General features: G+C 67.7%; 29 protein-coding genes. 12 read left to right on the top strand and 17 right to left on the bottom strand.

Features of this window, described 5'->3' with window-relative positions; all coding sequences use genetic code 11:
* Positions 1 to 21: 21 nt before the first annotated feature.
* Positions 22 to 1,200 carry an adenylyltransferase/sulfurtransferase MoeZ gene (gene moeZ, locus AU197_RS02650; RefSeq protein ID WP_064400790.1) on the bottom strand — a complete coding sequence of 393 codons (1,179 nt, stop codon included), beginning with the start codon at positions 1,198 to 1,200 and terminating at the stop codon, positions 22 to 24.
* Positions 1,201 to 1,392: 192 nt separating this feature from the next.
* Positions 1,393 to 2,421 (bottom strand): DUF3152 domain-containing protein, encoded by a 1,029-nt coding sequence (locus AU197_RS02645; protein ID WP_064400789.1) that lies wholly within the window; start codon positions 2,419 to 2,421, stop codon positions 1,393 to 1,395.
* Positions 2,422 to 2,605: 184 nt separating this feature from the next.
* On the opposite strand from AU197_RS02645, the gene fasR reads away from it, so the two are divergent.
* Entirely contained in the window at positions 2,606 to 3,268 is a 663-nt protein-coding gene (fasR, locus tag AU197_RS02640) for an HTH-type transcriptional activator FasR (protein ID WP_064394435.1), read from the top strand.
* On the opposite strand, the gene AU197_RS02635 is transcribed toward fasR, so the two are convergent.
* Positions 3,255 to 3,500, bottom strand: coding sequence for a DUF3107 domain-containing protein (locus tag AU197_RS02635; protein ID WP_064394334.1), 246 nt, complete (start codon positions 3,498 to 3,500; stop codon positions 3,255 to 3,257). The genes fasR and AU197_RS02635 overlap by 14 nt on opposite strands.
* 238 nt (positions 3,501 to 3,738) lie before the next feature.
* On the opposite strand from AU197_RS02635, the gene AU197_RS02630 reads away from it, so the two are divergent.
* Positions 3,739 to 4,494, top strand: coding sequence for a hypothetical protein (locus AU197_RS02630; protein ID WP_064400922.1), 756 nt, complete (start codon positions 3,739 to 3,741; stop codon positions 4,492 to 4,494).
* 1 nt (position 4,495) lies between these two features.
* Here the strand turns inward: AU197_RS02630 and AU197_RS02625 are convergent, their stop codons facing one another.
* On the bottom strand, positions 4,496 to 5,191 hold the full coding sequence (locus AU197_RS02625; protein ID WP_064400788.1) for a ferritin-like fold-containing protein: 696 nt from the start codon (positions 5,189 to 5,191) through the stop codon (positions 4,496 to 4,498).
* Positions 5,192 to 5,445: 254 nt separating this feature from the next.
* Here AU197_RS02625 and AU197_RS02620 point away from each other — a divergent pair, with 254 nt between their 5' ends.
* Positions 5,446 to 6,912 carry a DEAD/DEAH box helicase gene (locus tag AU197_RS02620; RefSeq protein ID WP_064400787.1) on the top strand — a complete coding sequence of 489 codons (1,467 nt, stop codon included), beginning with the start codon at positions 5,446 to 5,448 and terminating at the stop codon, positions 6,910 to 6,912.
* Positions 6,913 to 6,930: 18 nt separating this feature from the next.
* Entirely contained in the window at positions 6,931 to 8,142 is a 1,212-nt protein-coding gene (locus AU197_RS02615) for an Rv3212 family protein (protein ID WP_064400786.1), read from the top strand.
* Positions 8,143 to 8,203: 61 nt separating this feature from the next.
* Here the strand turns inward: AU197_RS02615 and AU197_RS02610 are convergent, their stop codons facing one another.
* On the bottom strand, positions 8,204 to 9,037 hold the full coding sequence (locus AU197_RS02610) for a ParA family protein (RefSeq protein WP_064400785.1): 834 nt from the start codon (positions 9,035 to 9,037) through the stop codon (positions 8,204 to 8,206).
* A gap of 6 nt (positions 9,038 to 9,043) precedes the next feature.
* Here AU197_RS02610 and AU197_RS02605 point away from each other — a divergent pair, with 6 nt between their 5' ends.
* From AU197_RS02605 to AU197_RS02595, 3 genes are read left to right on the top strand one after another with little or no spacing between them, the layout of a single operon-like run.
* Positions 9,044 to 9,700 (top strand): acid phosphatase, encoded by a 657-nt coding sequence (locus AU197_RS02605; RefSeq protein ID WP_502687846.1) that lies wholly within the window; start codon positions 9,044 to 9,046, stop codon positions 9,698 to 9,700.
* Positions 9,697 to 10,791, top strand: a complete 1,095-nt coding sequence (locus AU197_RS02600; RefSeq protein WP_064400784.1) for an isochorismate synthase — start codon at positions 9,697 to 9,699, stop codon at positions 10,789 to 10,791. The genes AU197_RS02605 and AU197_RS02600 overlap by 4 nt, the downstream gene beginning before the upstream one ends.
* Positions 10,788 to 11,273 (top strand): GNAT family N-acetyltransferase, encoded by a 486-nt coding sequence (locus tag AU197_RS02595; protein ID WP_064400783.1) that lies wholly within the window; start codon positions 10,788 to 10,790, stop codon positions 11,271 to 11,273. Before AU197_RS02600 ends, AU197_RS02595 begins: the two co-directional genes overlap by 4 nt.
* Here the strand turns inward: AU197_RS02595 and AU197_RS02590 are convergent.
* Complete coding sequence (locus AU197_RS02590) at positions 11,222 to 11,650, bottom strand: hypothetical protein (protein ID WP_064400782.1); 429 nt, start codon at positions 11,648 to 11,650, stop codon at positions 11,222 to 11,224. The genes AU197_RS02595 and AU197_RS02590 overlap by 52 nt on opposite strands.
* 51 nt (positions 11,651 to 11,701) lie before the next feature.
* On the opposite strand from AU197_RS02590, the gene AU197_RS02585 reads away from it, so the two are divergent.
* A complete protein-coding gene (locus AU197_RS02585) occupies positions 11,702 to 12,667 on the top strand; it encodes a diacylglycerol/lipid kinase family protein (RefSeq protein ID WP_064400781.1) in 966 nt (321 codons plus the stop codon).
* Positions 12,668 to 12,915: 248 nt separating this feature from the next.
* Positions 12,916 to 13,170: a transcriptional regulator WhiB1 gene (gene whiB1 / locus AU197_RS02580; RefSeq protein WP_014208822.1), complete on the top strand. Its 255-nt coding sequence runs from the start codon at positions 12,916 to 12,918 to the stop codon at positions 13,168 to 13,170.
* Between the two features lie 115 nt (positions 13,171 to 13,285).
* Here whiB1 and AU197_RS02575 read toward each other — a convergent pair whose 3' ends face one another.
* Positions 13,286 to 14,773, bottom strand: a complete 1,488-nt coding sequence (locus tag AU197_RS02575; protein WP_064400780.1) for a sensor histidine kinase — start codon at positions 14,771 to 14,773, stop codon at positions 13,286 to 13,288.
* Between the two features lie 40 nt (positions 14,774 to 14,813).
* The gene (locus tag AU197_RS02570) at positions 14,814 to 15,029 is read right to left on the bottom strand and encodes a biotin/lipoyl-binding carrier protein (RefSeq protein WP_043414713.1); all 216 of its coding nucleotides are present in this window, start codon (positions 15,027 to 15,029) and stop codon (positions 14,814 to 14,816) included.
* A 157-nt stretch (positions 15,030 to 15,186) separates the two neighbouring features.
* Here AU197_RS02570 and AU197_RS26860 point away from each other — a divergent pair, with 157 nt between their 5' ends.
* On the top strand, positions 15,187 to 15,279 hold the full coding sequence (locus AU197_RS26860; protein WP_003882799.1) for a 50S ribosomal protein bL37: 93 nt from the start codon (positions 15,187 to 15,189) through the stop codon (positions 15,277 to 15,279).
* Positions 15,280 to 15,320: 41 nt separating this feature from the next.
* On the opposite strand, the gene rsrA is transcribed toward AU197_RS26860, so the two are convergent.
* On the bottom strand, positions 15,321 to 15,578 hold the full coding sequence (rsrA, locus tag AU197_RS02565) for a mycothiol system anti-sigma-R factor (protein ID WP_231744556.1): 258 nt from the start codon (positions 15,576 to 15,578) through the stop codon (positions 15,321 to 15,323).
* Between the two features lie 44 nt (positions 15,579 to 15,622).
* The gene (locus tag AU197_RS02560) at positions 15,623 to 16,273 is read right to left on the bottom strand and encodes a sigma-70 family RNA polymerase sigma factor (RefSeq protein WP_064400778.1); all 651 of its coding nucleotides are present in this window, start codon (positions 16,271 to 16,273) and stop codon (positions 15,623 to 15,625) included.
* 242 nt (positions 16,274 to 16,515) lie between these two features.
* On the opposite strand from AU197_RS02560, the gene AU197_RS02555 reads away from it, so the two are divergent.
* Positions 16,516 to 17,004 (top strand): aminoacyl-tRNA deacylase, encoded by a 489-nt coding sequence (locus tag AU197_RS02555; RefSeq protein WP_064400777.1) that lies wholly within the window; start codon positions 16,516 to 16,518, stop codon positions 17,002 to 17,004.
* Positions 17,005 to 17,105: 101 nt separating this feature from the next.
* Positions 17,106 to 17,954, top strand: coding sequence for an SDR family oxidoreductase (locus tag AU197_RS02550; protein ID WP_064400776.1), 849 nt, complete (start codon positions 17,106 to 17,108; stop codon positions 17,952 to 17,954).
* Here AU197_RS02550 and AU197_RS02545 read toward each other — a convergent pair whose 3' ends face one another.
* The 7 genes from AU197_RS02545 to AU197_RS02515 form a co-directional block, all read right to left on the bottom strand.
* Positions 17,955 to 18,707 carry a YqjF family protein gene (locus AU197_RS02545; RefSeq protein WP_082696457.1) on the bottom strand — a complete coding sequence of 251 codons (753 nt, stop codon included), beginning with the start codon at positions 18,705 to 18,707 and terminating at the stop codon, positions 17,955 to 17,957.
* Positions 18,708 to 18,728: 21 nt separating this feature from the next.
* Positions 18,729 to 19,892, bottom strand: coding sequence for an NDMA-dependent alcohol dehydrogenase (locus AU197_RS02540; protein ID WP_082696456.1), 1,164 nt, complete (start codon positions 19,890 to 19,892; stop codon positions 18,729 to 18,731).
* Between the two features lie 198 nt (positions 19,893 to 20,090).
* Entirely contained in the window at positions 20,091 to 20,339 is a 249-nt protein-coding gene (locus AU197_RS02535; RefSeq protein ID WP_064400775.1) for a hypothetical protein, read from the bottom strand.
* Positions 20,336 to 21,199, bottom strand: coding sequence for an oxygenase MpaB family protein (locus AU197_RS02530; protein ID WP_064400774.1), 864 nt, complete (start codon positions 21,197 to 21,199; stop codon positions 20,336 to 20,338). The genes AU197_RS02535 and AU197_RS02530 overlap by 4 nt, the downstream gene beginning before the upstream one ends.
* The gene (locus AU197_RS02525; RefSeq protein WP_082696477.1) at positions 21,196 to 21,405 is read right to left on the bottom strand and encodes a hypothetical protein; all 210 of its coding nucleotides are present in this window, start codon (positions 21,403 to 21,405) and stop codon (positions 21,196 to 21,198) included. Before AU197_RS02525 ends, AU197_RS02530 begins: the two co-directional genes overlap by 4 nt.
* A 118-nt stretch (positions 21,406 to 21,523) precedes the next feature.
* Positions 21,524 to 22,351, bottom strand: coding sequence for an enoyl-CoA hydratase/isomerase family protein (locus AU197_RS02520; RefSeq protein ID WP_064400772.1), 828 nt, complete (start codon positions 22,349 to 22,351; stop codon positions 21,524 to 21,526).
* Entirely contained in the window at positions 22,348 to 22,941 is a 594-nt protein-coding gene (locus AU197_RS02515) for a TetR/AcrR family transcriptional regulator (RefSeq protein WP_064400771.1), read from the bottom strand. Before AU197_RS02515 ends, AU197_RS02520 begins: the two co-directional genes overlap by 4 nt.
* Positions 22,942 to 22,950: the final 9 nt, after the last annotated feature.

Below are 22,950 nucleotides of genomic sequence, written 5' to 3'. Positions count from 1 at the left end.
GGAGTTTCGGCAAACCAGCCGTTAGTACATGACCATGTCGGGTTCGAGTTGTTTACCCCACGCGACGATTCCGCCCTGCACATGCATCGCATCGGAGAACCCTGCGTTCTTCGCGATCGCCAACACCTCGGCGGAGCGCACACCGGTTTTGCAGTAGAACACCGGCGTCCGGTCGGTCGGCAACTTGGCCAGCGCCTCGCCGGATTCGAAGGCGCCCTTGGGGATCAGCTCGGCGCCGTGAATGCGGTTGATGTCCCACTCGACCTGTTCACGCACGTCGATCAGCGCCAACGGCTTGCCCGAATCGAGCAGCTCCTTGAGTTCGCGAGGGGTGATCGTCGAGTCGGCCGCGGCCTCGGCGGCGGCATCCGACACCACGCCGCAAAACTCCTCGTAGTCGATCAGCTCGGTGATCTTCGGGGTCGACGGGTCCTTGCGGATCTTGATCGTGCGGTACGTCATGTCCAGCGCGTCGTAGACCATCAGCCGACCCAGCAGCGTTTCGCCGATGCCGGTGATCAGCTTGATGGCCTCGGTGCCCATCACCGATGCCACCGACGCGCACAGGATGCCGAGCACTCCGCCCTCGGCGCACGACGGCACCATTCCCGGTGGCGGCGGTTCGGGGTACAGGTCGCGGTAGTTCAGCCCGAGCCCGTCCGGGGCGTCCTCCCAGAAGACCGAGATCTGGCCCTCGAACCGGAAGATGGATCCCCAGACGTAGGGCTTGTGCGCCAGCACGGCGGCGTCGTTGACCAGGTAGCGCGTCGCGAAGTTGTCGGTGCCGTCCAGGATCAGGTCGTACTGCTCGAAGAGCTCGACGGCGTTTTCGGGTTCGAGCCGGAACTGATGCAGGTTGACCGTGACCAGCGGATTGATGTCGAGAATCGAGTCGCGGGCGCTCTCGGCCTTCGAGCGACCGATGTCGGACTGGCCGTGAATGATCTGGCGCTGCAGGTTCGACTCGTCGACCACGTCGAATTCGACGATCCCGATCGTGCCGACACCGGCCGCGGCGAGGTAGAGCAGCGTCGGCGAACCCAGCCCGCCGGCACCGATCACCAACACCTTGGCGTTCTTCAGCCGCTTCTGCCCGTCGAGGCCGAGGTCGGGGATGATGAGGTGACGGCTGTAGCGCGCCACTTCCTCGCGAGTGAGTTCGGCCGCCGGTTCTACCAGCGGCGGCAACGGTGTCGACACCGTGTTTCTCCTTGATCCACCTGATTCAACGTCTATGACCATCACAGCAGTTAGGACATTCAACAGCAACGAGCGACGATCGCTTCCCGCAGGCGCGGCGGTCGGTCGGCGTGTACGAGCGACCGCTCTGGTACGTCCAGGCACGGCGTGTTGCCGCACAAACACGGCCGCTCGCGGAATTAAGGAAGGAACTCAGGCGATCGGGTACGGCCAGGGGTTCGGTTTGCAGGTGTGGTTGTCGGGCTGAACCGACTGCGGGTCGAAGCGCGCCGCGTCGTTGTTGTTGGTCGAAAAGGTCTGCTGCATCATGACGGGCGCCAGTTGGTCGTTGCCCCCGCACGGCTCATGCCGTTGGTAACCGATCGCGTGGCCGACCTCGTGGTTGATCAGGTACTGCCGATACGAGCCGACGTCACCCTGGAACGGAACCGCACCGCGCACCCAGCGCGCCTCGTTGATGAACACGCGCGGCTGGCCGTCACGGTAGGCCGGGTTGTAGCAGGACGCCTCCAGCTGGATGTCGTAGCCGCAGCCCTCGCGCACGGTCATCGGCGTGCTCAGCGACACCCGGAAGTCCGGCTCGATGCCCGATGTCCCGTCGATACGGGTGAAGGCGAACTGCGGGTTGTGGGTCCAGCTCTTGGGGTTGGCCAGCGTCTCGGTGACCATGCGGGCGAATGCCTCGTCGCCGCCGAACGTCGCGGTGTCGATACCGTCCTCGACCTCGACGGTGTAGGTGAACACCTTCGCGGTGCCCTGGCCGACCTGCGAGGTGGCCCCCGGCACGACGTGCCACGTCTTGGCGCCGGCCTCGGTGAACGGGCCGCCCTGGGGAAGGATCCCGGTCGGCAGGTTCGCGTCGAACTCGGTCAACCCCTTGGGGGGCGCGCCGATGATCGCCGTGCTGGCCACGCCGATGGTCGGCGGGCCCTGCACCGGGCCCTCGGCCTGTTTCGGCGCGGGGGCGCCGGTGCCGGTTATGGTCTGGTAGACGACGACTCCGGTCAACACGATCAGAACCGGCAACGCGTAGGCGCGCCAGCCGTAGGTGGAGACGAAGCGTCCGAGCCACGACTGTTTGCGGAAGCCGCGGTGCTCGTCGCGATTGGACCTGACCCGCCCCGAGCTCTCCGCGAGGGGATCGCGTTGGGCGCGCAACGGCTCACGCCATTCGTTGCGCAGCGCGGGCACGCGAACACCCCCGCCGTGTTCGGGACCCATCGGTGCTCCTCGCGAACGGGAGTCGTAGGTCACCGCAACAGGATGACACAGGCCGAGGTCCTCTTACTTTCGGCGCGCCATCGACCGCCCCGCGCGCTGTGATCCGCGCCTCACCTGCATGCTTTATCAACGGTAGTAAGGTCATTGCGATAACCGGTGCCCACGGACGCAGACGAAGGATGTGATGAGCGATCTCGCCAACACCGCCGCGAGGAGAGGCGCGCAGCCGGGCGGCGAAGTGTTGAATCGGCGCGGCGGCAGACTGCCGCGCGATGAGCGCCGAGGGCAGCTACTGGTCGCTGCCAGCGAGGTTTTCGTCGACCGCGGCTACCACGCGGCGGGCATGGACGAGATCGCCGAACGCGCCGGAGTCAGCAAACCTGTTCTCTACCAACATTTCTCGTCCAAGTTGGAGCTCTACCTGGCGGTGCTGGCCAAGCATGTGGAGAACCTCGTCTCCGGCGTGCGCCAGGCGTTGCGCACGACCACCGACAACCGGCAGCGGCTGCGCGCCGCGGTCCAGGCGTTTTTCGACTTCATCGAGCATGACGGCCAGGGCTACCGGTTGATCTTCGAGAACGACTACGTCAACGAACCGCAGGTCGCCGCGCAGGTGAAGGTGGCCACCGAGGCGTGCACCGACGCGGTGTTCGACCTGATCAGCCGCGATTCCGGGCTGGAGGCACACCGCGCCAGGATGATCGCGGTCGGTCTGGTCGCCATCAGCGTCGACTCGGCGCGCTACTGGCTCAACAACGACCGGCCGATCTCCAAGGACGACGCGGTCGAGGGCACGGTCCAGTTCGCTTGGGGCGGACTGTCACACGTGCCGCTTACCCGGTCTTAGATCCGATCCCGACCCCGAAGCCGACGCGTCGGACATCGGCCGCGCCGATCTCCACGTAGGCGATCTTGGACGTCTGCACGAGGAAGCGCCGGCCCTTCTCGTCGGTCAGGGCCAGCACACCCGAATCCTTGGCCAGCGCCTCGGTGAACAACTGCTCGACCTCGCTGGGTGTTTGCGCGCTGTTGAAGCTCAGCTCGCGCGGGCTGTCCGTGACACCGATCTTGACCTCCACGCCGTGGGCCCCTTTCGTCTTTGCGAAGAACTTGAGCCAAGGCTAGTGGACGACCCACCGGACGGCCGCACCGCGCCGGTGGGTTCGCGGTGGGCGTAGCGCCGAGATCTACGGCGACCGAACCGAGTCCGGACCGTAACCAACACACCAGCCGGTGAACCTCACCCGTCACTTCCGCCTCGATAGCATCAGGCGCGGCACGATCTTCTACGCTCGAGACGACACCGGGAAAACCCACATGAACAGGTCTTACACCGCGCACTCACCGTATTCGCTGACCCCGACGGAGCGGATTCCCAGCCCCTCTGGCTACTCCGACTATCCCGAGCCGCCGACCGAGGACTTCGACTACGAGTACCCCGGTTCTGCCGAGTTCGAGGACTACGACGACTACGAGCAGCCCTACGACGAGGAGAGCATCGACCGGCGCTGGATGTGGGTCGCCGGTATCGCCGGGGTGATCCTGTTCATCGCGATCGGGACCACCGGCATCATCCTCGGTGGCGGCGACAGCGGTTCGGTGTCGGCCACCGCGACGTCGGAAGCGCCGGTGCCGTCGAGCGCCCCGGCCACCACCGCGCCGCGCGCGGGAACGGGTGCGCCCGTCGTTCCCTCGCTGCCGCCGGAGACGGTCACGACGGTCACCCCGAGCGCCGAGACGACGGCACCCCCCGCGCCGAGCACGACAGCCCAGGCGGCCGTTCCGCCGCCCGCGCCGCCGTCACCACGCACCGTGACCTACCGGGTGACGGGCAACCGCCAGCTGCTCGACCTGGTCACCGTCATCTACACCGACGGTCAGGGCGCCCTGCGGACCGATGTCAACGTCGCGCTGCCCTGGGTCAAGCAGGTGGTCCTCGACCCCGGCGTGGAGCTGAAATCGGTCACGGCGACCAGCGTCGGCGGTCAGCTGAACTGCAGCATCCTCGACGCCGCCGGCACGTTGATCGCCGCGCAGAACAACAACTCGATGATCGCCACCTGCACCCAATAGGTCAGGCGAGACCGAGCTCCTCCATCCGCGACGCGTGTGTGCGCTGGAGCCGGTCGAAGAACTCGGTCATCTGCGTGAGGCCTTCGCCGCTGGCCAGCACCAGGTCGACGAGCTCATCGTGGTCGGCCATGACGAACTGCGCCTGGGTGATGGCCTCCCCGAGGAGCCGGCGCGACCACAGCGCGAGCCGGTGGCGCTGCCTGTCGCTGGCCGTCACCGCCGCGCGCACCTCTGCGACGACGAACTGGGAGTGGCCGGTCTCCGACAGCACCGCACGCACGACGTCGGCGACTTCGTCGGGCAGGGCGTGGGCGATCTCGAGGTAGAAGTCGGCCGCCAGCGCGTCGCCGACATAGGTCTTGACCAGTGCCTCGAGCCAGGTGCTCGGGGTGGTCAGCCGGTGGTAGTTCTCAAGGGCCGACGCGAATTTCGTCATCGCGGGCACGACGTCGACCCCGCGGCGCTCGAGGGCGTCGCGCAGCACCTCGTAGTGGTTCATCTCGGCGGCTGCCATGCTCGCCATGTTGATGCGCCCGCGAAGGTTCGGGGCCATGCGCGCTTCCTCGGTCAGGCGGTAGAACGCCGCCACCTCGCCATAGGCCAACAGCGCGAAAAGTTCGTTGACGCCGGGATGGTCGGCCGACACGCCTGAGGTCGCCGAGTCGGTTGGCCCGGGTGCCGGAGGCGTCGTGTTCATGGGCCCAACAATAAACGCCGACTGCGGGTGGCTCGTCGGGCGAGCACCGCCAGGTATGATGGGTCCGGGCGGTGGCAGTTTCAAGGCTCCTGCAAAGCATTCGCAGAGCCCGCCGCGACCCAAAGAAATGTGCGTGCACGCAGTCGGTCCGCCTACCTCAGTGCAGGGCCTTGGTCTTCACAGGCCATCTTTCGTCGAACTCGTGCGCGCGTGGAAGCCATGAGGACGACAATTGAAAGGCCTCGTTTTCGCGTATGACGCATCTCAACCCAACCTTTGCTGAACTGGGAGTTCGCGACGAAATCGTCCGCGCCCTCGCCGAGGACGGCAAACAGCATCCCTTCGCAATCCAAGAGCTGACCATGCCGATGGCACTGGCCGGCGACGACCTGATCGGCCAGGCCCGCACCGGCATGGGCAAGACGCTGGCGTTCGGTGTGCCGCTACTTCAGCGGATCACCACCGACCCCGACCGGCCGCTCACGGGCGTTCCGCGGGCGCTGGTGGTCGTGCCCACCCGCGAACTGTGCCTGCAGGTGTACGGCGACCTGGCGGCCGCCGCGAAATACCTCACCGTCGGTGACCGCAAGCTGTCCGTCACGTCGATCTACGGTGGTCGGCCCTACGAGGGGCAGATCGAGGCCCTCGAAAAGGGTGTCGACGTGGTGGTCGGCACGCCAGGCCGACTGCTCGACCTGGCCCAGCAGGGGCACCTGAAGCTGGGCGGACTGTCCATGCTGGTGCTCGACGAGGCCGACGAGATGCTCGATCTGGGCTTCCTGCCCGACATCGAGCGGATCCTGCGCCAGATACCGGACAGCAGGCAGTCGATGCTGTTCTCGGCGACGATGCCGGACCCCATCATCACGCTGGCGCGGACCTTCATGAACCAGCCGACGCACATCCGCGCCGAGGCCCCGCATTCGGCGGCCACCCACGACACCACCGAGCAGTTCGCTTACCGCGCGCATGCCCTGGACAAGGTGGAGATGGTCGCCCGCATCCTGCAGGCCGAGGGTCGCGGCGCGACGATGATCTTCACCCGCACCAAGCGCACCGCGCAGAAGGTGTCCGACGAACTCGCCGAGCGGGGGTTCAAGGTCGGCGCCGTGCACGGTGACCTCGGGCAGGGCGCGCGCGAGAAGGCGCTCAAGGCCTTCCGCACCGGCGACATCGATGTGCTGGTCGCCACCGACGTCGCCGCGCGCGGCATCGACATCGACGACGTCACCCACGTGATCAACTACCAAATTCCCGAGGACGAGCAGGCCTACGTGCACCGCATCGGCCGTACCGGCCGGGCCGGTAAGACCGGCGTCGCGGTGACCCTCGTCGACTGGGACGAGCTGGCGCGCTGGACGATGATCGACAAGGCGCTCAACCTCGGCTGCCCCGATCCCGCCGAGACGTATTCCAGCTCGCCGCACCTCTACAGCGAGCTGGGCATCCCCGCCGATGCCACCGGCACCGTCGGCGAGCCCGTGAAGGTGCAGAGCAGCAGGCGCGCCCCCGCGGAGAAGTCGGACGACCGGCCCGCCCGCAACCGCAACCGCAACCGCCGCCGCACCCGCGGCGGCAAGCCGGTCACCGGACACCCGGAGTCGTCGGCGACGTCGTCGGATCAGGATTCCGGTGAGACGGGCGAGGCGTCCGGCGAGAAGGCGCCGGCCAAGCGCAGGCGCCGCCGTCGGCCGCGCAAGGCCGCGGCCAGCACCGGCTAGCCCGCGCCTTTCCACGCGATGGTCAAGCCCGAACGCCGCACCCGCACCGATGTGATGGTGGCGTTGGCGATCGGCGTCGTTGTCGCGGTGACGGCGGGGTTGGTGTGGTGGACCAGCGACGCCCGGGCGACGATCAGCAGGCCCGCGGCCGACCCCGTTCCGGCCCTGACGCCCGCCAAGGCGGTTCCGCAGTCGCTACGGCAGGTGTGGAGCGCGCCCAGCGGAGCCACCACGATCCCGCTGGTCGTCGGCGGTGCCGTGGTGACCGGCAACGGCCGTACCGTGGAGGGTCGCGACCCCGCGACGGGCACCCCGTTGTGGAGTTATGAGCGTGACCTCGACCTGTGCGGGGTCAGCTACGTCTACCAGTACGCGGTCGCCGTCTACCCCGACACCCGCGGCTGCGGTCAGGTCAGCACCATCGACGCCAAGACCGGGATGCGCGGTCCGGCGCGCTCGTCCTACGCCGACCCCTCGTTGAACCTGTCGTCGGACGGCACCGCGGTGCTCTCGGCCGGTGAGAACCGGTTGGAGTTGTGGCGTTCCGACATGGTCCGGATGCTCAGCTACGGCGCCCTGGACGCCCGCATCAAGCCGGATGTCCCCTCGCAGCCGCTGTGCCGGTTGGTGTCCGCGCAGGCGAGTTCGAGCGCGGTGTCGGTGCTCGAGGCCTGCCCGCGCCAGCCCGATCTGCGGCTGACGCTGTTGCGGCCCTCCGACGAGGAGGACACCCCGGAGTTGCGGTATGTGCCGCAAGATGGCGTCGCGCCCGATTCGGGTGCGCGGGTGGTGGCTGTCGTCGACACGATGACCGCGGTCTACGTGCCCACGCCCAAACCTGTGGTCAACATCGTCGACGAGACGGGCGCGACGATCGCAAATACCGGCGTCGCGGGCCTGCCGTCGCCGCAGGCCACCATGTCGCGGGCTGGCGACCTGATCACCTGGTGGACCGGCGACAGCGTAATGGTGTTCTCCGCCAACGGATTCGACTACCGCTACACCGTCACGCCCGAGGGCCGCAACAAGCCGCTCGGGCCGGGCACGATCATGGCGGGGCGGCTGCTGGTCCCGGTCACGGACGGCTACGACGTGTTCGACCCCGCGACCGGGCGGGGCGAACGCCACATCCCGCTGACCCGACCGCCGAGCGCGGCGCCGGTGGTGCCCGCGGTGGCCGGCTCGATGGTGCTCGAGCAGCGCGGCGACGAGGTGGTGGCGCTCGGCTGAGCCTGAGCCGTGATTTGGGTGCTCAAACAGTCGCTCACCGACTGTTCGGACACCGAAATCGCTAGATTTCGGGGGCGAACGTCGGCATCGGCTTGCCGTTCTTCCAGTGTTTGAGCAGCGCCGTGGCCAGCTCGCGGTAGGCGCCCGCACCCTTGTTCTTGCGGCTGGCCAGCACCGACGCGCCAGAGGCGCTGGCTTCGGCGAACCGCACGGTGCGTGGGATCGGCGGAGCCAGCACCGCCAGGTCGTAGCGGTCGGCGACGTCGAGCAGCACGTCGCGGCTGTGGGTCGTGCGCGAGTCGTACAGCGTCGGCAACGCGCCCAGCAGTTTGAGGTCGGGGTTCGTGATCGCCTGGACGTCGGCGATGGTGCGCAGGAACTGCCCGACGCCGCGGTGCGCCAACGTCTCGCACTGCAGCGGCACGATCACCTCGTCGGCGGCGGTCAAGCCGTTGAGCGTCAGCACGCCGAGCGACGGCGGACAGTCCACGATCACCACGTCGTAATCGGCCCTGCCCGACGACGACGCCGCGGCCCCCACGCCGAGCTTGGCCAGCGCTCTCTTGAGCGCATACTCCCGCCCGGCGCGCATCAACAGCATGGCCTCGGCGCCCGCCAGGTCGATGTTGGCCGGCAGCAGTGTCATTCCCTCGGGCGTCTCCAGCAGCGCGACATCGGGCTCGACTTCGCCGAGCAGCACCTCGTGGATCGACACTGCCAGCTTGTCCGGGTCGTGACCCAGGGAGAACGTCAGCGACCCCTGCGGGTCGAGGTCCACGAGCAGGACCCGCTTACCCGTCTCCTGAATCGCCGCACCCAACGACGCCACCGTCGTCGTCTTGGCTACCCCACCCTTTTGATTGGCGACCGCAAGTACTCGCGTCACGATGCCCATCGTTGCATGGCGACGGACACCGTGAGCGAGCGTGCGGCAGAATCGGTGAGCGTGGCCCTATTGGAGCACCGCCTCATCCTGCTTCGTCACGGCGAGACGGAGTGGTCGAAGAACGGTCGGCACACCAGCCACACCGACCTGGAGCTGACCGCGACCGGCGAGGAACGCGCCAAGCTGGCCGCCGAAGCGCTGGCCGAACTCGAACTGGATGACCCGCTGGTCCTCTGCAGCCCGTTGCGGCGTGCGGTGCAGACCGCAGAGCTGGCCGGTTTGACCCACCGCGAGGTGTCGCCGCTGCTGAAGGAATGGGACTACGGCCGCTACGAAGGGCTGACGACGCCCCAGATCCGCGAGACCGTCCCCGACTGGCTGATTTGGACGCACGGCGCCGATGGCGGCGAGAGCGTGGAGGCGGTCACACAGCGCGCCGACGCCGCGCTCGACCTGGCGCTGCACCACATGCAATCGCGTGACGTCGTGTTCGTAGGTCACGCGCACTTCTCCCGCTCGATGATCGCGCGGTGGGTCGAACTGCCGGTGTCCAGCGGGATCCGGTTCGCGATGGCGCCCGCGTCCCTGGCCGTCCTCGGCTTCGAGCACGCGATGCGTCAGATCATCGCGCAGGGACTGACCGGCCACCAGGATCCGTGTAAACCACGGTGACTCGCGAACCCTCCTTCGTCCTGGCCTCCCGCGGCGCCGTCGTCGCGGAGGGAGTGCACACCGCGTTCCCGAAGATCGCCGACGCCCGAGCCGCGCTGGCATCGCACAGCGCCCCGATCATCGTGGGGGCGTTGCCTTTCGACATGACCAAACCGGCGGCGCTGATCCGCCCGCAGAGCATCCAGTTCCTCGACGCGCTGCCGGACTGGCCGCTGCGTCAGATGCCCGGCGTCCAGATCACCGAGGCGCTACCGGATCCCGAAGAGCACCGCGCGCGGGTCGCCACCGCCCTCGACCGGCTCAACAGCCCGTCGAGCGGACTGCACAAGGTGGTGCTCGCCCGAGCCCTTCGGCTGGCCGCCGACGGACCGCTGGACGCGCGCACCGTCCTGCACCGGCTCGTCAGCGCCGATCCGGCGGCCAACGGGTACCTCGCGGACCTGACCGCCGCGGGCGGTGGTTACTCGGGGAGCGTACTGGTGGGCGCGAGCCCGGAGCTGCTGGTGGCCCGACGCGGCGAGCAGGTGGTGTGCGCACCCTTCGCGGGCTCGGCGCCCCGCTCCCCCGATCCCGCCACCGACGAGGCGAACGGCGCCGCGCTGGCCGCGTCGGCGAAGAACCTCCGCGAGCACCAGTTCGTCGTCGACACGATTCGCGACGCACTCGAACCGCTGTGCGCCGACCTCCAGGTGGCAGCCGAACCGGCGCTTCGCAAAACCGACTCGGTGTGGCACCTGGCCACCCGGATCACCGGCACGCTCCGCGAAAGATCAACCACCGCACTGGATTTAGCCATCGCACTGCACCCGACACCCGCCGTCGGCGGGGTGCCCACCGCCGACGCGGCCGATCTGATCGCCGAACTCGAAGGCGACCGCGGCTTCTATGCCGGCGCCGTCGGCTGGTGCGACCAACGCGGCGACGGCCGATGGGTGGTCTCGATCCGCTGTGCTCAGCTGTCGGCGGATCGCCGAACCGCCGAGGCGTATTCGGGTGGCGGCATCGTCGCCGAATCGGATCCGGACGACGAACTCCGGGAAACCACAACGAAATTCACCACGATCCTCACCGCCCTGGGTGCCGCGACGTGACCGAGCTGATCCGCAGGGTGCGCCCGGGCGACGAACGCGAACTGACCGCGATGGTCCACGAACTCGCGGAGTTCGAACATGCCGCGCACGAGTGCACGGTCACCGAAGACCAGATGCGCCAGGCGCTTTTCGCCGAGCCGGCCGTCGTTTTCGGCCATATCGTCGAGGTCGACGGGCAGGTCGCCGCCTGCGCGCTGTGGTTCATCAACTTCTCTACGTGGGACGGTGTCGGCGGGATCTACCTCGAAGACCTGTACGTGCGCCCGCAGTTTCGCAGACGTGGGCTGGCTCGAAAGTTGTTGGCCACCTTGGCCCGCGAGTGTTCGACGCTCGGTTACACCCGACTGTCGTGGGCTGTCCTGGACTGGAATGTCAACGCGATCGCGCTCTACGACGCCGTCGGTGGCAGACAACAGAGCGACTGGATCACCTATCGCGTGTCGGGCCCCGAACTGTCGGCGCTGGCCGCAGAGTCGCCGTGAGACCCCACCCATTCCAGGGTCGAGGGACTGAACAGCAATACCAGCGTCGACACCGCCACCACGCCGATCGGCGCGGCGTACCACCACTGGTGCGAACCCACCCCCATGTAGTAGACGACCGGTAGGAGCAGCAACTGGGCGAACACGGCGATGCCGCGCCCCCACCGCCTGCCCGTCCACAACGCCCACGCCGCGGCCAGCACACCAGCGCCCATGATCGCGAACCACAGCGCGGTGCCGTATTTGTTGAGCCCGGACTCCTCGGCCCGGCCGAACCCGCTCACCACGTAGACCAGCGCCGCGACCACGGCGGCCGCACCCTCGAGGGCGACGAGGACAGCGGCCTGACGCACCGTCGTCGGAGATGGAACGATCACGCCCTCGAGCGTAGAGGGGTGCGCAGAACCCGTTCAGTAGGCTCGGACCCCGTGCGCGCCGTGCTGATCGTGAACCCGAATGCGACGTCGACGACCCCGGCCGGCCGTGATTTGTTGGCCCATGCGCTGGAGAGCCGGGTGAAACTGACCGTCGCGCACACCGATCACCGCGGACATGCCATCGAGATCGCGCGGGAGGCGGCGCGCGACGGCGTCGACGTCCTGATCGTGCACGGCGGCGACGGCACGGTGAACGAGGTGGTCAACGGCATTCTCGAGGTCGGTGGACCCGGCGCCGCCGCGCCCGCCGTCGGCGTGGTGCCCGGCGGGTCGGCCAATGTCTTCGCACGGGCGCTCGGCATCAGCCCGGACCCGATCGAGGCGACCAATCAGCTGATCGACCTGCTCTCGGAGTACCGCCGACGCAAGTCGTGGCGGCGCATCGGGCTGATGGACTGTGGCGAACGCTGGGGCGTGTTCACCGCCGGGATGGGCGTCGACGGCGACGTCGTGGCGGCAGTCGAGGCGCAGCGTGCCAAGGGCCGCGCGGTGACCGCATCCCGCTACGTGCGCGTCGCCATCCGCGAGGTGCTGGCAAGCACCCGCAACGAACCGTCGCTCACGCTGCATCTGCCCGACCGCGAACCGGTCGCAGGCGTGCACTTCGCCTTCGTGTCGAACGCCAGTCCGTGGACGTATGCCAACGCCCGACCGGTGTGGACCAACCCCATGACGACGTTCGAGACGGGGCTGGGCGTTTTCGCCACGACCAGCATGAACGTGTGGGCGAACCTGATGCTGGTGCGGCGGATGCTGTCCAAGAAGGCCCGAATCCACGCCAAGCATCTGGTCCGCGACGACGATCTGCCGTGGCTGCAGGTGACCAGCGAGGCGCCCGTGGCCTGTCAGATCGACGGCGACTACGTCGGATTGCGTGATTCGATGATGTTCACCGCGGTTCCCGACGCGCTCGGGGTGTTGGCGCCTGCCCCTCTAGAGGCCTCTGACCTGCGCTGATAGACCTGCGGCGTAGAATTTCGGGCGCAGTTGGATCGAGTCTAGTACAGACGAGCGGGCGGTGTGCGAAGCCTCCGGGCTAGTGACATTGCGCACTTGTTAACTCGCGAGTATTGACATCTGTCCAGCCTGTGAAAGCATCGAAGCAACGTTGCAGAAACACTCAATGTGCACGCGTTAAACAGCCGAAGAATATGCCGTGCGCCGTGCTGCGCACAGGTGACGTATCTGACGAGGAGTTTGATCTAATGGATTGGCGCCACAAGGCGGTCTGTCGCGATGAGGATCCGGAACTGTTCTTCCCGGTGGGAAACAGCGGCCCGGCGCTCGCTCAGATCGCTGACGCGAAGCTCGTCTGTAACCGCTGCCCGGTGACCACTGAGTGCCTGACCTGGGCTTTGGAGTCCGGTCAAGATGCCGGCGTCTGGGGCGGGATGAGCGAGGACGAGCGTCGCGCACTCAAGCGGCGCAATGCTCGCACCAAGGCCCGCAGCGGAGTCTGAGCACTACCCGAACCAAACATTTACGGCCCCGACTTTCGTCGGGGCCGTATCTTTCTGCAAATGCATAAACGGCCGATTTGCGACGCGAAAGTCGATTTGCGAATTGCGAAGATTGCTACTGCGCGAGTCGCCGCTGCCGGCCCAGCGGCACCCGCAGGACCACATCGGTTCCGCCGGTCGGTCCCTCGCGCATGCCCAACGATCCGTCCAGTTCGGCCGACACCAGCGTCCGCACGATCTGCAAACCGAGCCGGTCGGCCTTTTCCAGGCTGAACCCGTCGGGTAGCCCCCGGCCGTCGTCGTGGACGACGACGTCCAACCACCTGGCCGATCGCTCGGCCCGGATGGTGACGCTGCCCTCTTGCACACCGGGGTCGAAGGCGTGCTCGATAGCGTTTTGCACCAGCTCGGTGATCACCATGATCAGCGCGGTGGCGCGGTCGGCATCGAGCACACCGAGATCGCCGACTCGGCGGATGCGGATCGGGCTGTCAACGGCGGCAACATCATTCATCATCGGCAGGATCCGGTCCACCACCTCGTCGAGGTTGACCTCCTCGTCCACCGACATCGACAGCGCATCGTGGACCAACGCGATCGAGGACACCCGTCGCACCGACTCCATCAGCGCCTCGCGGCCTTCGTCGTTGTTGGTGCGCCGGGCCTGCAGGCGCAGCAGAGCCGCGACGGTCTGCAGGTTGTTCTTGACCCGGTGGTGGATCTCGCGGATCGTGGCGTCCTTCGACAGCAGGGCGCGGTCGCGACGTTTGACTTCTGTGACGTCACGGATCAGTACCGCCGCCCCCACCGGTTTGCCGTGCACCACCAGCGGCAGGGTGCGCATCAGCACGGCCGCACCCCCGGCATCGACCTCCATCCGCATGCTCGAGCCGCCGGCCAGCGAGTCGCGCACGTGGTTGGCCAGTTCCTGCGCCTCGAAGGGGTCACCGATGAGCGGGCGCGTGACGGTGACCAGGTTGTGACCGCCGAGTTCGGCGGCCAACCCCATTCGGTGATACGCCGAGATCGCGTTGGGGCTCGCGAAGGTGACCACGCCGGCCTCGTCGAGCCGGATGAACCCGTCGCCGACGCGCGGGCTCGAGCGCGACATCGCGATGTCTCCCACGTTCGGGAAGGTGCCTTCGGAGAGCATGTGCAGAAGGTCACTGGCGCAGTCGAGGTAGGCGGACTCCAGCGGGCTGGCCTTCCGTGAGGCCAACGCGGTCTGGTGCGTGAGCACCGCCACCACCTCGTCCTTGTACCGCACCGGCACGGCTTCCACATTGAGTCCCGGCGAAACCTGTTGCCCCGCACCGTCTCCGACAACAATTTCACCGGCCGTGAACGCAGTGTCGACGAGCGGCATCGCGTCGGCGTCGGCCATCGTGCTGACCGCGTCGGCCAGCAGTACCGTGGGCGCAGTGTTCGGCCGCACCTGTGCCACGCAGACCAGGGCGCCGTCGTCGCGGCGCACCCACATCAGGTAGTCGGCGAAGGACAGGTCGGCCAGCAGCTGCCATTCGCCGACCACCGCATGCAGATGGTCGACAGCGTTGCCGGGCAGCACGGTGTGCTCGGCGAGCAGGTCACCGAGGGTGGACATCGGGGGCTACTTCCGGCGGCGGTTCACACGGACGCGCTGATCAGCTGATCACCGCGATGAGGTCGCCGGCCTGGATGACGTCGCCAACCGAAACGCTGACCTTGCTGACGGTGCCCGCCACCTCGGCCAGCACCGGGATCTCCATCTTCATCGACTCCAGCAGCACCAGGGTGTCCCCCTCACCGATCTGATCGCCCTCGCTCACCACGACCTCGAGCACACTGGCCACGATCTCAGCGCGAACGTCCTCGGCCATCATCACCCCATTACTCTTTCGCTGCTGTATGCGTTTCGGCCTACATCGAACCACACGACCGGCTTGTCAGCGTTGTCGCCGGGCCATGAGACAATGGTCCGAACGCGCCCGCGCCGAGCACGGGCCGAGCAATCCCCAGACCATTCGGAGGTAGACCATGGCCAAGCGTGGCCGTAAGAAGCGTGACCGCAAGCACTCGAAGGCCAACCATGGTAAGCGGCCCAACGCCGGCTCGAAGTCGGTGCGCTAGCTGGTCGGTGCCGTCAGCGCGCCCGGGCGTGGCCCTCGGCGCTAACCGCGCCGGATGATGGTGGTGCGGCTGATCTCGATGCGCAGCCGCTCGCGCAGGCTCTCCGGCGCTCTCTCGCCGCCGCATTTCTTGGCGATCAGCTGCTTGACCCGCTCCTCGACGCCGTAATGGCGCAGGCAGGCGGGGCACTCCTCCAGATGATGGCGCAGCTTGTCGCGGGTTTCGGGGGTGCATTCACCGTCGAGCAGCGTCCACACCTCGGCGATGACCGCGGCGCATTCGGGATGCTCGGGATCGATGGGACCGACGGGCGGCTGCCATCGCTGTTCGTCAGAGAACGAGCTCACGACGAGACCTCCTCGGGTGTGTCCATCTGCTGTCCCCGGACGAACCCGCGGTCGCGGGCCACGCCGGCCAGCAGCTCGCGCAACTGGCGCCTGCCCCGGTGCAACCGGGACATCACCGTGCCTATCGGCGTGTCCATGATCTCGGCGATCTCCTTGTATGGGAAGCCCTCGACGTCGGCGTAGTAGACCGCCATCCGAAAGTCCTCCGGCAGCGCCTGCAGCGCTTCCTTGATCTCGGTGTCGGGCAGCGACTCGAGTGCCTCCACCTCGGCCGAGCGCAGTCCGGTCGAAGAATGCTCGGCATTGGCCGCCAGCTGCCAGTCGGTGATCTCCTCGGTGGGATATTCCGCCGGCTGACGCTGCTTCTTGCGGTAGCTGTTGATGTAGGTGTTGGTGAGGATGCGGTACAGCCAGGCCTTGAGGTTGGTGCCCTCGCGGAACGACCGGAAGCCGGCGTACGCCTTGACCATGGTTTCCTGCAACAGGTCCTCGGCGTCGGCGGGGTTGCGCGTCATGCGCAGCGCGCCGCCGTACAGCTGGTCGAGCAGCGGGATCGCGTCGCGCTCGAAACGCGCGGTCAATTCGGCGTCGGTCTCCTGCGGAGCCTCCGGCGTCGAATCTCGCGTGGACCCGTCGGAGTCGGTCATCGTGGGGAACACCGTCCCTTCTGTCGCGGTGCCAGCGTATAGACCCGGTAGATCCACCGGGAGCACTGGAAAGTCCATGGCCAGCGTTGGCACCTGACCCCCTTCACTCATCCTAGAGGTTGAGACCGACATGTTTTCTGTCCGCGAACCTGTGCCGAGGTACAGCCACCGTCAACAACAGTGGAGTCGGTCCTGGTTGTTCCCCGAATCGCGACGTAGGCGCATCGCACTAGGCTGACGCGGTGCCACGCGCAGCAACTCCGGCCATCGCGGCCCTGGTGGCCGCCGACGTCGCGCACGAGGTTCTGCGGTACCGGCACGATCCCCGGCATCCCTCGTTCGGCGCGGAGGCGGTCGAGGCGCTCGCCCGGTCCGAAGGCGTCGAACCCGGCCAGATCCTCAAGACGTTGGTGCTGGCGTTGCCCAAGGGCCTGGGGGTCGCGGTCCTGCCGGTGCCGGCCAAGCTCTCACTGAAGGCGGCTGCGGCGGCCCTCGGCGTGCCCAAGGCCACGATGGCCGAACGGTTGGTCGCCGAGCGGTCGACGGGCTATGTCGTCGGCGGTATCTCCCCGCTGGGCCAGCGCACCCCGCTGCCGACGGTCGTCGACGCGAGCGCGCTGGCCTGGGATCGGGTGCTGTGCAGTGCCGGCAAACGCGGCTGGGACGTCGCCGTGGCGCCGCAGGACCTGATCCGATTGACCGACGCCGTCACCGCCGACATCTGCGCGTGACGCTCCGGTGCGGCGTCCTTCTCCCCGAAACGGTATTCCGGCAGGCAGAGTTCGAGTGCTCAGCTGCCGGAATCCGGTTTCGCGGCGGTTAGTGTGAGGTCATGTCGCTCAACGGGAAAACCATGTTCATCTCCGGCGCGAGCCGCGGCATCGGCCTGGCGATCGCCAAGCGCGCGGCCGCCGACGGCGCCAACGTCGCGTTGATCGCGAAAACGGCCGAGCCCCATCCCAAGCTGCCGGGCACGGTGTACACCGCGGCCAAGGAGCTCGAGGACGCCGGCGGCCAGGCGCTGCCGATCGTCGGCGACATTCGCGACGGCGACTCGGTGGCCGCAGCCGTCGCCAAGACCGTCGAGCAGTTCGGCGGCATCGACATCTGCGTGAACAACGCTTCGGCGATCAACCTGGGCTCGATCACCGACGTGCCGCTGAAGCGGTTCGACCTGATGAACGGCATCCAGGTGCGCGGCACCTACGCGGTATCGGCCGCGTGCATCCCGCACATGGTGGGCCGGGAGAACCCGCACATCCTGACGCTGTCACCGCCGGTGCGTCTGGAGCCGCAGTGGCTCAAGCCGACCGCCTACATGATGGCCAAGTACGGAATGTCGTTGTGCGCGTTGGCGATCGCCGAAGAGATGCGCGACGCCGGCATCGCCTCGAACACGTTGTGGCCGCGCACGCTGGTGGCCACGGCGGCCGTGCAGAACCTGTTGGGCGGTGACGAGGCGATGGGCCGCGCCCGCAAGCCCGACGTCTACGCCGACGCCGCGTACGTGGTCCTCACCAAGCCCGCGCGCGAGTTCACCGGGCAGTCGCTGCTGTGTGAGGACGTGCTGCTCGAATCCGGTGTGACCGACCTGTCGGTGTACAACTGCGTCCCCGGTGCCGAACTGGGCGTCGACCTGTGGGTGGACACTCCCAACCCGCCGGGGTACACGGGTCCGTAGTCAGGCGACGACGCACGGGCGCCCGAACCGCGCCTGCACCCCCGTTGTGAACAACCCGCGCAGCATGGGGCCCGCGGGGGTGACTCCCGCGGCGGCGACGAGATCGTCTCGCAGGCCGATGATTTCGGCGGCACACAGCGGCCACGGGTCGTGTTCGTTGGGCACCCACCACGTACGGCCGGCCCTGCGGGTGTGCGCGCCCCAGCGCGCGGTCAGCCACACCTCCAGCGGGGTGGGCGTCACCTGGTCGCCGACGCGCACGGTGACGACGCTGCGCAATCCGCGTCGCGGCCACCGCCGCTCGCTGGTGTAGGTGATGGTGTCGGCCGTCCTGTCGATGCGCATCTTCGCCCACGTGTAGGGGATGCCGAGGGCGAGGCGCAGGGTGGGCACGACCGCCAGCCGCGCGGTCTCCAGCGAGCGGAACACCACGCCGTGGCGGCCCGACTCGTCGATCGAGTAGAGGCGGACGTTGGTCTCGGCGAAGGTGCCGAAGTACGGCAGCGGCATGGCACGCCCCAGCGTTGTGCCGCGCATCTGGAACGGCACCAGTCCGACGTAGGTGAACCCGTCGCCGAAGACGTCGGGGCGCGTGCCGGGCGGATACAGCGCCGCGACCGTATCCGGGCGCACCGGCCAGTGCACGAAAGTCAGATCGCACCACCGTTGTTCGGAAAAAATCGGTCGCGGCACCGGTGCGGCGTCGACGGGGTATCCCAGCGACGTCTCGAAGTCGTCGGAGGCTTCCGTCACGGGCCCGAACGCACCTGTCTGTTACTCGAACTCGATGATGCCGCGGATGTTACGGCCCTCGCGCATGTCGCGGATCGCGTCGTTGATCTGATCGAGCCGGTAACGCCGCGTGATCAACTCATCGAGCATCAGATTGCCGTTGCGGTACATCGTCAACAACATCGGCATGCTGGCCCGCGGATTCATCCCGCCGTACAACAGTCCCTTGAGGGTCTTACAGGACTGGATGAAGTCCACCAGCAGCAGCGGCACGATGTTCACATCGAGCTTCGGAATCGCGGTCATCAGACATGTTCCGCCCTTGCGGGTCAACATCATCGCGGGCGCCAGCAGTTCGGCCGGCAGCACACTCGGGGTCAGCACCACCCGGTCGGCCATCACACCGGCGGTCAGCTCGCGCACCATCGGGATCGCCTCCTCGGCGGACGCAGCGGTCTCGGTGGCGCCGAAGAACTTGGCCGTATCCCGTTTGAAGTCCACGGGATCCACTGCGACGATCGAGACAGCCCCGGCCGCTCGCGCGCCCTGCACGGCGTTGATGCCCACTCCCCCGACGCCGATGATGACGACGGTCTCGCCGGGCTGTGTGCCTACGCCGACCGTCGCCGAGCCCCAACCGGTCGTCACACCGCAGGAAACCAGCGACGCCGCTTCCAGGGGTATCGACTCGTCGATCTTGATGACCGACTCCTCGGCGAGTACGGCGTATTCGGCGAACGTGCCGAGTTGGGTCATAGCCGTGAGGTTCTCGTCGCCGACGTGGCGGCGGGAGGTGCCGTCCGTGACCATGCCCTTGTCGAACATCATGGCGCCGTTGTCGCACAGGTAGGTCATTCCCGACACACACCACCGGCAGGTGCCGCACGCGGGGATGAAGGAGGTCGCCACACGGTCACCCGGCTGCACCGACCGCACGCCGGGACCCACGTCCTCGACCACGCCGGCGCCTTCGTGCCCGCCGAGCATGGGAAAAAAATCCGGCACCACTCCGCCGGTCGACCCGACGATCGCGGCGAGTTGGTCCGACATCACGCCATCGCCGGTCGAGTAGTGGTCGTCCGAATGGCAGATCCCCGCCACCGCCATCTTCACCAGCACCTCACCCTCACGGGGCGGGTCGAGCGTGATCTCCTCGATCTCCCAGTCTCGCCCGACACCGCGCAGGATCGCGCCTCGGCACTTCATTCGCCGGTTCCTCGTGTCGCGACGGCCGACACGCCGCGCACGGCGGCCCAGAACCGCACGGTGGGGGAGGTGGTCATGCGGGCTCCTTCCGTGGGATTCACTCGAGGTTGAGCGTCCCACTGGCGGGGTGCTTCGGCGGGCTATTGGCGTACTTCGGTTGCCCCTGTTCGCAACCTCAACCGCCCGCAAGCCCGAACCTCAGGGGACGCAGAGTTCGATGCCGAACAGGTTGGCCGGCCAGAACAGCGCGGTCGCCATGAACGCGCCGATGTCCGAACCCGCCGGGATCCGGGTGCGGAACGCGGTGTCGATGAGCTGCACCTGCTCGGCGTCGAAGAACGCCCACACGAGACCGATCAGCAGGTACGGGATGGCGAGCCACATGCCGGCCTCGATCATCGCCTCGACGCTGATCCGGCGGCTGAGCAGGCGCCGCAGCCCCGTCATACCAGTGCCTTGTGCGTACGGACCCGGCGGCGCACGTCCGCGAGCAGCACGTAGCTGCCGCCCTGGCGCAGGAACACCGGCATGAACCTGTTGACGAAAGCGACTGTGAGGAAAAGCCATTCGAACAGGAACTGGGCAAACCCGTTCCACCGCAGGCCCATCTGCTCACGGAACACCGGTGCGAGGAATCCGGTGGTCAGGAACTTCAGCAGCGGCCGGAACGGCAGTCCCAGTAGCGGGTTGATCATCCTCAGATCCAGCATGTGCATCAGATGTGCACGTACCCGGTCGTCGATCTTCACCCGCTCGCACGCGGTTCGCCAGTAGTCGTCGAACTCCGCGCGCGTCGGCGGCCACTGGTCCTCGGTGACCTGCAGGGTGGTGCCCAGTGGCCATGCGGAGCGGTAGAACTGCTCGGCCTGCTGCGGTGTCATCTCACCGCGCAACAGCTGATAGGTGTCCTCCAGCCCGACGAAAAGACAAGCGGCCACCCACATCTGCAGGTCGCGGTCGAAGGCGTTGTACCGCACAGGGCTCTCGGCGGTCGACTTGACGTGGCGGTGCGCGGTGTTGACCGCCTCCCGGAAGGCCGCGCGGTCATCGGGAGTCCCCAGCACCGAGACGGCGAGGTACTGGAACGTCGTGCGTGCCCGCTTCCACGGGTGTTTGAGCAGGTTGCCCGAATCGACCTTGCTCTCCGCGACGCCGTAGCCGACCTCGGGCCAGGACAGTTGCATGACGACGTTGGCGGCCCCGCCCGCGAACGCCCAGAAGTCCATCGCGTCCCCGGCGGTCACATCGGCCTCGGGGTCCCATCGGGCGGTGCGCCGTCGGACCGAGATGCGGTAGCGGTTCGTCATCCGACACACACCGCCGAGAAGACGAGTGCGGGCCAGAACGCGACGGAGCCGATCAACTGGAGCAGCCACGTGAGCCCGCTGCCGTCCAGTCGGTCCATGCGCAGGGCGGTCCAGCCGATGCCGACGACGACGTAGGGTGCGGCGAGGATGAGCCCGGTGCCGATCCATTCGGCCAGCGTCATCTCGAAGCTCAGAAGCTTCCGCACCGCACTGACCACGCTCGACCCCCTCATCCGACCTACCCGCACTATGTTAATGCCCATTCTGGCGTGATCAGGCAAATGCGGGAAATCATGACCGCGGCCGGCGCATGCCGGTGCCGCTTCAGGAGAGCATCGAGCGCACCCTGTCGGCGAACGCCGCGGTGGTGAAGCAGGTGGGTTCGGCGAACTCTTCCAGGGTGAGGGCGTCGGACCAGTCGGCGTCGGCGGCCGCCCGCAGCAGGGGCTTGCTCATCGCGACGGCGTGCGGCGGGAGCGCGGCGATTCGCGAACACCACTCGTCGGCGACCGCGAGCAGGCGGTCGTGTTCAACGACCTCCTGCACGAGCCCGAGCCGCTGCGCCTCGCGGGCGTCGATGTGCTCGCCGCGCAGATAGTAGGCGAGCGCGCCCTGGTAACCCAGGCGTCGGGTGAGCGCCCAACTGGTGCCCACCTCAGGGATCAGGCCCAACTTGGCGAATGCGGGCACCACGACGGCACGTTCGCTGGCGACCACGAGGTCGCAGGTCAGCGCCCAGGCCAGCCCAACACCTGCCGCGGCGCCGTTGAGCGCGGCCACGAAGATCGTGTCCGATCCGGCGATCAACCGCGCGATGCCACCGAATTCGCGGCGGATCCAACGCCAGATGTCGGCGGCGCCCTCGGGTGCGCCGAGCTGGTCGATCGCGGCGTCCATCATGCGGAGGTCGCCGCCGGCGCTGAAGCCGGGACCGGCGCCGGTGAGCACGACCGAACGCACGTCCGGGTCGGCGTCAAGGTCGGTCAGCGCCCGCCGTAGCTGTCGCACCAGCGGGGCGGACAGCACGTTCAGCCGTCGTGGCTCGTCCAGCGTGACGACGGCCCTGTCCCCGCGGTGCTCGACGCGCACCCGAAGTGGCGCCTCGGCCTCGTCACCGTCGGTCACCATGGTCCGGTACAGCGAATCGGTCATGACGGGTCCTCCTCGGTGTCGTTGGTGCGCAACGCCTTCCATGCAGCGTCAGCGAAGGCCTCGATGGTGCCGGGTGGTATCCGCTTGGCAGCTCCGGCGACCCAGTACCGGCTGTATTCCTGGGCGGGACCGAGCCACAGCGCTGCCGTCACCCCGGGGCGCATCGGCTGCAGCGCGCCGTAGGCGTGATGCGGACGCCACCAGTCGCCGATGGCCGCGAAGAAGACGTCGTTGTGTGCTCGCAGCTCCGCGCTGTCGAGCCTGGGGCCGAGCAGGAGGCCGGCCTCGCCGCGATGTGCAGAAATCCACCGCAGGTGATAGGTCACACCGCCGCGGATGCCGCCCTCGGCGGTGTCGTGTCCGCGCAGCATGGTGACGAACCCGGCCTGGTACTCGCTGAGCAACTCGGCGAAGACAGCGGTGGCGAGCGAAAGTTTGTCGGGGAAATGGTGATACAGCGCCCCGACGCTCACCCCGGCCTCGCGGCGCACCTCGTCGAGGGTGGCCGAGAGCGCGCCGTTGCACGCGAAGCGGCGGCGCGCGACGGCGAGCAACCGGCTCCGCGCATCGGGACGCGTCCGCGATGGCACGAGGATTAC

This window comes from Mycobacterium sp. IS-1590, assembly GCF_001500025.1.
Classification (GTDB): Bacteria; Actinomycetota; Actinomycetes; order Mycobacteriales; family Mycobacteriaceae; genus Mycobacterium.
The sequence above is the reverse complement of the archived record's forward strand: the minus strand, read 5'-3'. Positions and strand labels throughout refer to the sequence as shown.